5 protein-coding genes and 1 pseudogene are annotated in these 9831 nt (G+C 59.0%); 5 read left to right on the top strand and 1 reads right to left on the bottom strand.

All coding sequences use genetic code 11. The features are described 5' to 3' along the window. The 5 genes from ABJF10_RS25375 to ABJF10_RS25355 all read left to right on the top strand — a co-directional run. The coding region (locus ABJF10_RS25375) for a DUF2397 family protein (RefSeq protein ID WP_348547419.1) at positions 1-253 on the top strand (253 nt) is incomplete at its 5' end. A gap of 1 nt (position 254) precedes the next feature. After that, entirely contained in the window at positions 255-1565 is a 1311-nt protein-coding gene (locus ABJF10_RS25370; RefSeq protein ID WP_348547418.1) for a TIGR02678 family protein, read from the top strand. Next, on the top strand, positions 1562-5623 hold the full coding sequence (locus tag ABJF10_RS25365; RefSeq protein ID WP_348547417.1) for a TIGR02680 family protein: 4062 nt from the start codon (positions 1562-1564) through the stop codon (positions 5621-5623). Before ABJF10_RS25370 ends, ABJF10_RS25365 begins: the two co-directional genes overlap by 4 nt. Further along, complete coding sequence (locus tag ABJF10_RS25360; protein WP_348547416.1) at positions 5607-6863, top strand: TIGR02679 family protein; 1257 nt, start codon at positions 5607-5609, stop codon at positions 6861-6863. Before ABJF10_RS25365 ends, ABJF10_RS25360 begins: the two co-directional genes overlap by 17 nt. Before the next feature lie 63 nt (positions 6864-6926). Then, positions 6927-8789 carry a hypothetical protein gene (locus ABJF10_RS25355; RefSeq protein WP_348547415.1) on the top strand — a complete coding sequence of 621 codons (1863 nt, stop codon included), beginning with the start codon at positions 6927-6929 and terminating at the stop codon, positions 8787-8789. A gap of 146 nt (positions 8790-8935) precedes the next feature. On the opposite strand, the pseudogene ABJF10_RS25350 reads toward ABJF10_RS25355, so the two are convergent. Continuing rightward, a pseudogene (locus ABJF10_RS25350) lies at positions 8936-9831 on the bottom strand (hypothetical protein); the annotation flags it as partial.

The raw sequence follows: 9831 nt of genomic DNA, 5'->3' as shown, positions 1-9831 counted from the left end.
TTTTAACCTCTTGCTGGACCTGCTCGGAGAAGCCCTCGCCAGCCGAGCTGATCCTCGGCAGGCGACAGAGGCGGCCTCGATGGACGGCGCGCTGCTGATCCGACTGGGACCCACCGAGGAAAAGGATGGCTATGCGGAGATCATTACTTCAAACGGCATTCTCCGCGGCCCGGATTGCGAGGTTACAATTCGGTATGTGCATGAGGTGGCTATAGAGGATCTGCCTGCGGAACCGGAATTAGTGGACGTTTGAAATGGACGTGAAGGAATATCCCGACGCGGAGCTGCGCTCGCGCCCGCCAACGAACACATGGCGCCGTCGCCGAGATCGCCTTGCTGCTCTCCAATCCAGTATCAGTGCGCAGGAACGCGACGAGCGGCAACGCGCCGTCCGCGCGCTGCTGAGCCAGCCGCTGCTTTCGCCTGAAGGTTCCACGAGTGAGTCCTTCAAACTGGTTCAGAAGCACCGCGACTGGCTACGGCCTTGGTTTGCCCATCATGCCGCTTGGCAGCTCATGCTCGATTCTGAAGCTGCGCGGCTGATCAAACGACCAGCTCGACTCGACGATGCGACACGTCCCTGTCGCGAGCCAATTTCAGACGTCCCGCTTAGCCGCCGAGCTTACGTAATCCTTTGTTTAGCTCTCGCTTCACTCGTCCGTGCTGATCGGCAAACCACGCTGGTGCGTCTGCGCGATTCGATCATTGGCCTAGTTCGCGCGGAGCCGCGCTTCGAAACGGCAGGTATCCGCGTGGAGTTGGAGCACCAAGAGTCGCGCCGAGACTTCGTCCACGCCATTCGTCTGCTTCTCGTTTGGCGCGTGCTGGAAAGAAAACAGGGCGAAGAGGAACGCTTCATCAAAGATGCCCAAGCTGACGCGCTCTACAACGTGCATCGCCCCGTCCTAGCGCGGTTGCTTGCGGCTAACCGACCGCCTTCGCTCGTGAGCACGAATGTCTTCCGGGAGCGACTACGCGCGCTGGCGGAGGACGACATTACCGCGACTTCAGACGAAGCGCGCCATCGGCGGCTGCGGCTCCGCCTCTTCCACCAGCTGCTCGACGATCCAGTGCTCTATTACGATGAGTTGAGTGAGGAAGACCGCGAATACTGGGATCGTCAGCGTGGCTTTATTCTTCCTGAGATCGAGATGGCGACGGGGCTCGTGCGTGAAGTGCGAGCAGAAGGAGTTGCGATGACTGATCCGAGCGGGACTCTCAGCGACTACGGCCTTCCCGAAGAGGGCACCGACGGACATATCACACTGCTGCTCGCGACCTTCTTGGCCGGGCGATTGCGCGAGTCGCCGGGGGTAAGTGTAGGCTTCGACACACTGGTCGCGCGAACGAGCAACTTCATCGCGGTGCATTACAAGCACTGGCGCAAAGATGTGCGCGAACAGGGCCAGGATCGCGCGTTGACACGCATGGTCGTCGAGCGGCTGTGTGCGTTGCGCTTGATGCGGCAGGAGGGCGATCTGCTTTTTCCTCTTCCTGCGATCGGGCGCTACGGCTTGCGCGAAGAATACGTCACCGAGCCCATCGAGGATACGTTGATGCTATGAACGCGGAGCTTTTCAGCGACGGGTCGCGAAATGGCTCGATCCCGCGATCGCTTCCTCAGCCGAAGCGCGAGCGTTGGCAGCCGCTGCGCAGCGGGGTCCTGAATATTTACAAATACGACGAGGAGGAGTTTCCGTTTGAAGACGGGCGGTTGCTGCTTCGTGGCAACAATGGAGCCGGCAAGTCGCGCGTGCTGGCGTTGCAGCTTCCATTTCTGCTCGATGGCTCAATGGATTCGCACCGCGTAGAGCCGGATGGCGACCAGGCCAAGCGCATGGAGTGGAATCTCCTCATGAACAAGCATGAGAATCGGCTCGGTTACACTTGGATCGAGTTTGGGCGTCGGGACGCCGACGGTGGCGAGCACTACATCACGCTTGGTTGCGGTATGCATGCGCGGAAAGGCACCGGAATTCCTCCAAATGCGCGGTGGTTCTTCGTAACGGCGCAACGAGTCGGCGATACGCTGCACCTGATGTCGGAGAACCGTGTCCCGCTCAACCGCGAGCGACTGGAAACAGCGATCGGACGGAATGCGGTATTTCGTACTGCATCCGACTATCGCGTCGCGGTGGATGACGCGCTCTTCGGTCTCGGTGCTCGATACGGCCCGCTCATCGAGCTGCTACTGCAACTTCGTAAGCCGCAAATCATGCGCGACTTCAAAGCGGACGATCTGTCGCGCCTGCTGAGCGAAGCATTACCGCCAGTCTCTCCGCGACTGATCGAGAATGTCTCCGTCTCTTTTCGCAGCTTGGAAAGCGACAGGCAGCAGCTCACCGAACTAACCGACGCTCGGAGCAGCGTCGATACGTTCCTGAAAACTTACAGACACTACGCTCGCGTGGCGGTGCGGCGGCGCGCAGGGGACGTGCGTGGAACGCACAGCCGATTTGAATCGGCGCAACGTGAGATCAGACGGTTAGTCGACAAGCGCGAACAGAATGAGATCGCACTCGCGGCGGCGCAGGCGGAGGAACGGCGTGTAGAGGAGGATCTCGCCGGCGTGCGCGAAGCGGAGCGAACTCTCCTCGCTAGCCCGGAGATGAAGAGCGCAGAAAATTTACGCCACGCGGCGGATACCGAAACCGAGCGGGTCAAACGTGTCACTGAGGCTGAAGAAGGGTGGCGTAATAGCCATGCGGCGCGGGACCAGAGGAGCGGCGAGAGGAAGGACGCGGAAGACCTCGCCGCGCGAGAAAACAGAACTGTCGAAAATCGCTATGACGCGTTTGCCGTAGCTTGGCGCGAGGTCGCTTTACCTGAAGAGAAGATTCCTTCGAATGAGGATGCTGGCGCAACTGCACGTAAGACCTTCGATCAAGCGATTGCGGAACGTGCACGTGCGATCGTTCTCCTCCGGCAACGAAACGCCGAACTCACAAAGACGATTGAGCGCCGAAAAGAAGAAGAGACCCGCTTTGAGCAGCGGCGCGATGATGTGATGCGATCCGAGGATGCGGAGACTGTGCAGCGGAGTGAACGCGCCGGGATATTGGAGGATATTTCGGCTCAGATCTATGAATGGGAGGCAACGCTGCACGTCCTTCCGCTCGCCAAAGGCGAGGATTGGCGAATTTTGCTTGAGGCGTGGCTTGAGATACCGGACACGACTTCGCCTTTGGCAGAACGGCTCGCAGCGGCATATCAATTTGCGACGCAAGGACTCTCGGAAGAACGCAGTCGGTCGAAGCATGCTCTTGACGAGCGAGGCGCTTCCCGGAAAGAGATCACTCTTGAGCTCGTTAGTCTCCGCGACGGTAAGCAACCAGAGCCGCTGACACCCCACACGAGAGCGGCAGATGCGCGCGTTGGTCGTCCTGGCGCGCCGCTTTGGCAGCTTTGCGGTTTCCGCGAGGATGTTGTCGCTGAAGATCGCGCCGGCTTCGAGGCGGCGCTAGAATCCGCAGGATTACTCGATGCATGGGTGGCGCCCGACGGTACGCTCATCGACGCGGCTACAAACGACATCTTTTTCGTCGGATCTGAGGGTATGCGAGATTCGGGATTGAATCGCGTGATGCGTGCAGAGGGCGACTTTTCTGATACTGTTGAGCGCATTCTTGGCTGCATTGGCGCGTCTGAAGCGGCAGGCGATACGTGGGTTGCGCGTGATGGGCGCTGGCAGCACGGGCTGTTGCGCGGCGCGTGGCAAAAACGTGCCGCACAATACCTCGGCCATGCATCGCGCGAAGAGGCACGCCTGCGACGCATCGCTGAATTGGAAGCCGCACTCCTCGAGATCGACGATTCCATTGCAGACCTACGACGAGAACGAAATGAGATCGAAGGACGCGCGGAGAAGCTCTCGTTAGAAAGCGAGAACGCTCCGAATCTCGGTACGCTGCAACGCGCGGCTCATGCACTAGAGAGTGCACAGGCAGCAAGCGCTGGTGCGCGTGCTCGGCTCGAAGAGGTCGATCAATTGCTCGGAAAGGCGCGCGAGGCGGAGCGTGTTGCGCGCGACACTCGCGATCGTGACGGCGCCGACCTAGGGCTGGATGCATGGAAGGAACCGGCCGCCCTCGAAACGATGGAGACGCTGCTCGCGGAGTTGCGCGTGAAGGCAGCCGCGCTCTGGCCCGCTTGGGAGGCCTTGCTTGCGGCCCGCGCCGCGTCCGAGAAAGCAGCCGCTCGCGAAGGCGAAGCACAGGTTTCGCTGGATTCAGCCGCTGCGCGACTGGAAGAGGCACGGCAGCTTGCGGCTGCCGCGAAGGCCCACTACGCGGCGCTGCATACATCGGTTGGTGCGACCGCAGACCAAGTCTTGGGGCGGCTGCAGGAAGTGCGGACGCAACTGACGGGACTAATCGAAGACGAGAAGAGAGCTCGCGAGAGCGCAACAAACCTAGCCGTGGCAAAGGCGGTGATCGGTACCCAGGAAGAACAGGCGGAGGCTGACCGTAAAGTCCATGAGACGTCGCGCGAGGAAGCAGTCAACCGGCTCCAGCTCTTCGTCGAGAAGCGGCTGCTCGAAGAAGCCGCCGATGACTTGCAGCCCGAGCGCGTCGATCTTCCACCTAACCCAGCAGTGGAACTCGCACGGAAGATTGACCAAGCACTGGAGAGCGTTGTGGCGGACGATGATGCGTGGAAGCGCGTGCAATCCGGCATCCAACAGCAGTTCAGCGCATTGAATGATCAGCTAGGCATGCGCGGCTATCACCCTCAAGCCGAGATCGTGGGTCACGAGGGCGTCTTCGCGATCACCTGCGCATTCCATGGGCAGGCTCGCACCATGAGCGCGCTACGTCAGTCGTTATCCGACGAGATGGAGAACCGCGTGCAAATGCTCGATGCGAGAGAACGAGAGGTGATCGAGAACCACCTTATCGGCGAAGTGGCCACCGAGATACAGAGTCTTCTTCGCGCGGGAGAAGATTGGGTTCGCGTTGCAAATGAACAACTCGATCAGCGGCCCGCAAGCAGCGGCATCAAGCTACGATTCGTGTGGGATGTCGATCCGGAAGCCGCGGATGGATTGGATGCCGCGCGTCGCCAGCTTTTAAAAATGACAGCTGCGTGGTCTCCGGCTGAGCGCGACAGCATTGGTCGCTTTTTGCAAAGTCGAATCAATGCGGCACGCGCGGCCGACGAGACTGCACCGTGGCAGGAGCATCTGCGTCGCGCGCTTGACTATCGCGGGTGGCATCGTTTCGGGATTATGCGCTTTCAGGACGGTCAGTGGAAAAAACTTACAAAGCAGACCTACGGCACCGGTTCTGGTGGTGAAAAAGCGCTGACCTTGACGCTGCCGCAATTTGCCGCAGCCGCCGCGCACTACCAGAGCGCCTCGCCCTATGCTCCACGCCTGATCTTGCTCGATGAAGTATTCATCGGCATCGACAAACCGACGCGGTCGCGACTAATGGGGCTGCTCGCCAGTTTTGATCTCGATTTCGTGATGACGAGCGAACTGGAATGGGGTTGTTATGCAACGCTACCGGCATTGGGGATTTGCCAGCTTTCGTCGCGTCCGGAATCGCCTGCGGTGAATGTCACGCGCTGGGTCTGGAACGGGCGAAAACTTCTGAAGAGCGGCAATGGGAACGGCGCCTGATGCTGCTCGGGTTTGCGCTTTTTTCGCGCAACCGGGCTTCGGATGGATTCTTGATCGACTCGCAGAGCGGATGTCACGGGGCCGCTCTCTTACAGGCATCATCGCCAACGCACACGCTACGCCCGAAGAACGCCGCGCCCTCGACGACTTGCTCGGCAGGCGAAGCACCGCAGGCAAACAATTGAGCCTTGATTTGGCGGAACTGGAGCAAACGCTTCGCTCAACGGGAATGGCGGATCGACTGGAGGACGCGGTGGTTGCGTGTCGGGGTGCCATCGAGAACCAGCGCGCGCGCGCGGAGCGCCAGCAAGAGGAATGGACCGCGCTCTTCGATGGTGCACGCACACGTTGTTCCGAACAGGACGGCTTGTTAAACTGGATCAGTGCGTTTCAGCGAGACGGGTCATTGAAGCGGATCGCACGCGGCGATCTCGCGGTCGCGGCGAGACTCGTGGAAAACGCAATCCGTGTTCTCTTGCGCGAGCCGAGCGAAGAAATTCTTCTCGCGAATCTCGCCGCTGAATGCGTCGGAGACAGCCACGCTCTCGATCGCGGACAACCCCTCGCGACGCTCTGTCTCCGCGCCATCGGATCCGTGCATGGCATCGACGGCCAGCGCAGTGCGGACGCCCGGCGGAAAGCCTGGGCTAGTATCGGCGTCATCATCGACGATCTAAGCGCGCCGGTTTTGGTGTACAATCTTCGGGCTGCCCCGGACTCCGCGTTGGGTTCGGTTCTGGAACTTCATCGCCAGCAAAAGCAACCTGCTTTTCTCACGTATCGCCAACTTCAAAGCGGTAACTCTTTTCAACCGCTCCATCCAGCGATGTGCGTCATCTTCGTCTGCGAGAACCCGAGCGTAGTGAGTGCAGCTGTGCGCGAGATTGGCGGGCGCTGCCATCCGCTGGTCTGCACCAATGGGCAACCAGCGTCCGCGACCCATCTGCTCCTATTGCAACTTCGCCAAGCCGGTGCCGAGCTGCGATGCCATGGGGATTTCGATTGGGCGGGCCTGCGAATCATTGATCAGCTCGCGCGCCAACACGCAGCGATCCCGTGGAAGATGAGCGCAGATGCATATCTCGCGGCTGAAGGGACAGTCGTTGCGGAACCGCAATCCTTTGTCACTTCGTGGGCGCCAGAATTAGGAGATGCGCTGCGAGATCGCGCCAGAGCGGTTTACGAAGAACAGGTCCTTAGTTCACTGCTCCAGGATCTCGTCTTACCGGAGCGGCTGTAGGGGTCGCGGCTTCTTGTCGCCGTTGCCTCGCAAGCAACAGTCGAATGCACTTATATTGAAAAGATGCCGTTCCAGTTCCCTCCTCTTTCAGACAAGAAGCGATTTCCGCTTCTGTGTTCGCTGTCAGACATACTTGATCATGCTTTGATGGTCTGCGACGACCTAGTGCTGTATTCACCGCAGGAATCTGCCGCGGCGAACCTTGCGACTCGAATGCCCGGCGATGAGTGGCATTTGTATGGCGACACGCGCTGGCCGTCTCCAGCCGCCTGGGTCGAGTTCCCGCTAACGCATCATTCGTTTCTAGATCACGGCGGCGTGCTTGTGATTCGCGCCGAGCTTCCCCGCAAAATTGCGCAGCCTTTCGAGTGGATCGCCGCCAATCATCCGCTGGGGCGCATACTTCCGGCGATGAAATCCCTGCCGATGGCTCAGACAATCGCGGAGATGCTCGAGTCGCAGGCGGACTCAGATGAAGTAATCGGCCGACCAAATGACTCGCGACCTGCCTATGTGCAAAGTTACTGCATCTACGAGCAGCCAGCTGGCGAGGACGACGTTCGGTTTGTCGCTGCTTACACTGACCTCCTGAATGGAGGTGGAATTGTCATTCCAAGATATCGTACAGGAGAGTTTCAGTCAGAGGATCTGAGTTTATGCCAATTTTCGCTGCACGCGCTCTTCCGGCTTAATGGAGGTCGGATTAGCGGAATGCATTTTGCCAGTCATTCACTACTGCCAGAATTCGGTCCTCTACTGTTGAGCGGCGATGCCGCTCCGCCCAAGTGGGCAAGCTTCCATCCTTCGCGCACGCTGCGGACAAGACCAGCCGTGCGAGCGCTGCCGTCGCCGCGCTTGACCAATGACCTGATGGACATGCCTGATTACGAGGCAATCCTCAACGTCCGTCGACGCGAGGCCAATGCGCACATGCTGGCGTTTGACCGCGTGGGACGGCCGCGAGACATGGCGCTGTTCAATACCGACACGAATTCAACAATGGCGGCGTACATGCATCGCGCGCACGGCGGCGCGATCTACATTATTCCTGAGCGGCTTGTGGAAGAATTTCATCACACCGACTGCTCAGAAGTAAGAGTTGGCGACATTAAGCTGCCCTTCGCGAGCGTGTTCTTAAAGTTCACGCCGCCGGAAGCTGTCTGGCTTGAGGAGAATGCGCGGGTGGACGGCTGTTATATCGGAAAACAAGGCGACGAGTTTCTCTTCACGCTTACGTCGCGGCTCGATGGAGTTGATTACGAAAAGTCCCTGTCAGTTGCGTGCATGGACTCGATCTTCGCGCTTCATATCTCAACGTCTGATCTGGAACTCCAGGTTAACAGCGGAGTCCAGCTTGGAATCGAAGCGTTCCTTCGGGATAATGAACCGCCTACAGAGAACTTCAGCAGCGAGGTCGAGCGGCCGGACGGCACCATCGCACGTGTCGAAGATATTCGGGCGAGAAGTCGCAGGCGCAGAATTGAGCGCTTTCGCTCTCAAGAGCCGGCATTTCGCGCATGCCTGAACATCATCGTAAACGCAGCGTGCTTCATCACGTTTCGACCCGATGATGTCTCTGACGCATGGGAGGGAGAACCGTCTCCAGTGGTACTTGCCGCTGCGGCCACGGCGGGAGAAACTCGACGCAGCCGCGACAGAAAACTCGGCGCTGTTCACAAAATTGAAACGGGCGATTTCACCCGAGTTAAGATCTGCGGCCGAGATTTGTTCTCAGATGCTGCAAGAACCGAAGGCGGAGGGGCAGACGGTAAATCCCCGCGCGCTCATTGGCGACGCGGACATTGGCGTCGGCAGAGACACGGACCCGGTCTCAGTCTGATCGTGTTGCGTTGGATTCGGCCAACGATCGTCATGAAGGATCACGGCGAGCCGGTGGAAACTCGGATTTACGAAGTTGAGCAGTAAACGCTAAACGTTATCGGTCGCTTTGCACGCCATTCGGTCTGGGGCGGCGGCGTAATTAAACGGGTTCAACCAACGCATCGGTATTTACTCAAAGTCAGCTTCGCCGTCACTTCAGGGAAGCGAGTGGCGTGGCCGAGGAAAGAAACTCACGTTAAACCGACAACAGCGGCGGATTTGGTCCGTAGGCCAATTTCGGTCGAGATGATTGATCCAGACATCGCTCCCGCTGGATCACCGATTGTAGCAGAGGCTTGATTCTTCGTGATATCGAGTGCGCTGATGATCTGCTGCTGCCGCTCGGTTACATTAACGAGCTTTTCTTGATGTTCGAAAGGTTGATCGAGCTGCTTTGTTAGATCAAAAGACTGACGGCGAGATTGCGCGAGATCGATTTCGCGTTCGCGGAGCCGGTCTTCGATGCTGTCGAGCGCGTGTTCGAGAGATGCAATCGTGCCTGCCGCGCTTTCACTGACGTTCGCACGATAGCGGTGCTTACCGTGGATAAGTAGCGTTGTGCGTTCGTCGAAGCGTTCAACGGAGACTGGAAAGCCGCCTATGTTGCCGATGGCTTTGGTCGATTCGAAGGGCTTTATCGCAGCGGCCAGGAACACGAATGCACGACCGGCTTTTACGCGATCGGTGAATGTCTCGTTGTTCACTGTCATCGAGAAGTTGTCGCCGCGCGTGCTCGTTCGCGTGCGCAAGTCCTTGCGGATATTTGCGATCTCGCTTTCGGTGACTGCCGACTCGTCGCCTAGCCGGCGAATACGATAGCGCATTTGATAGAGGCTTTCGGTGTGCTGCTTCTTCAGACGCGTTAGACGCATGACTTCGGCGTCAATGCTGGCTTTCTCGATGACGAGCGGATTGCCTGACGCGATCGCTTTTACTTCGGCATAGGTGAGCGCGGCGGAGTCAACGTCCTCGGCGCGACGAACGGTGGCGTCGCCGGTCATCACCTGCGCGATGAAGCGGCATTTCGTTTCCAGCGTCTGCCACATGTAGGCGTCGAAGCTGCCTTCGGTGACGTAGCGGAAGATCT

The organism is Chthoniobacter sp. (assembly GCF_040003245.1).
GTDB lineage: Bacteria > Verrucomicrobiota > Verrucomicrobiia > Chthoniobacterales > Chthoniobacteraceae > Chthoniobacter.
This window is presented reverse-complemented; position numbering and strand designations above follow the sequence as displayed.

Excerpts from the sequence above, each read along its gene's own strand:
- ABJF10_RS25370 (WP_348547418.1), top strand. The coding sequence starts at position 255 with ATGGACGTGAAGGAATATCCCGACGCGGAGCTGCGCTCGCGCCCGCCA.
- ABJF10_RS25365 (WP_348547417.1), top strand. The coding sequence starts at position 1,562 with ATGAACGCGGAGCTTTTCAGCGACGGGTCGCGAAATGGCTCGATCCCG.
- ABJF10_RS25360 (WP_348547416.1), top strand. The coding sequence starts at position 5,607 with ATGGGAACGGCGCCTGATGCTGCTCGGGTTTGCGCTTTTTTCGCGCAA.
- ABJF10_RS25355 (WP_348547415.1), top strand. The coding sequence starts at position 6,927 with ATGCCGTTCCAGTTCCCTCCTCTTTCAGACAAGAAGCGATTTCCGCTT.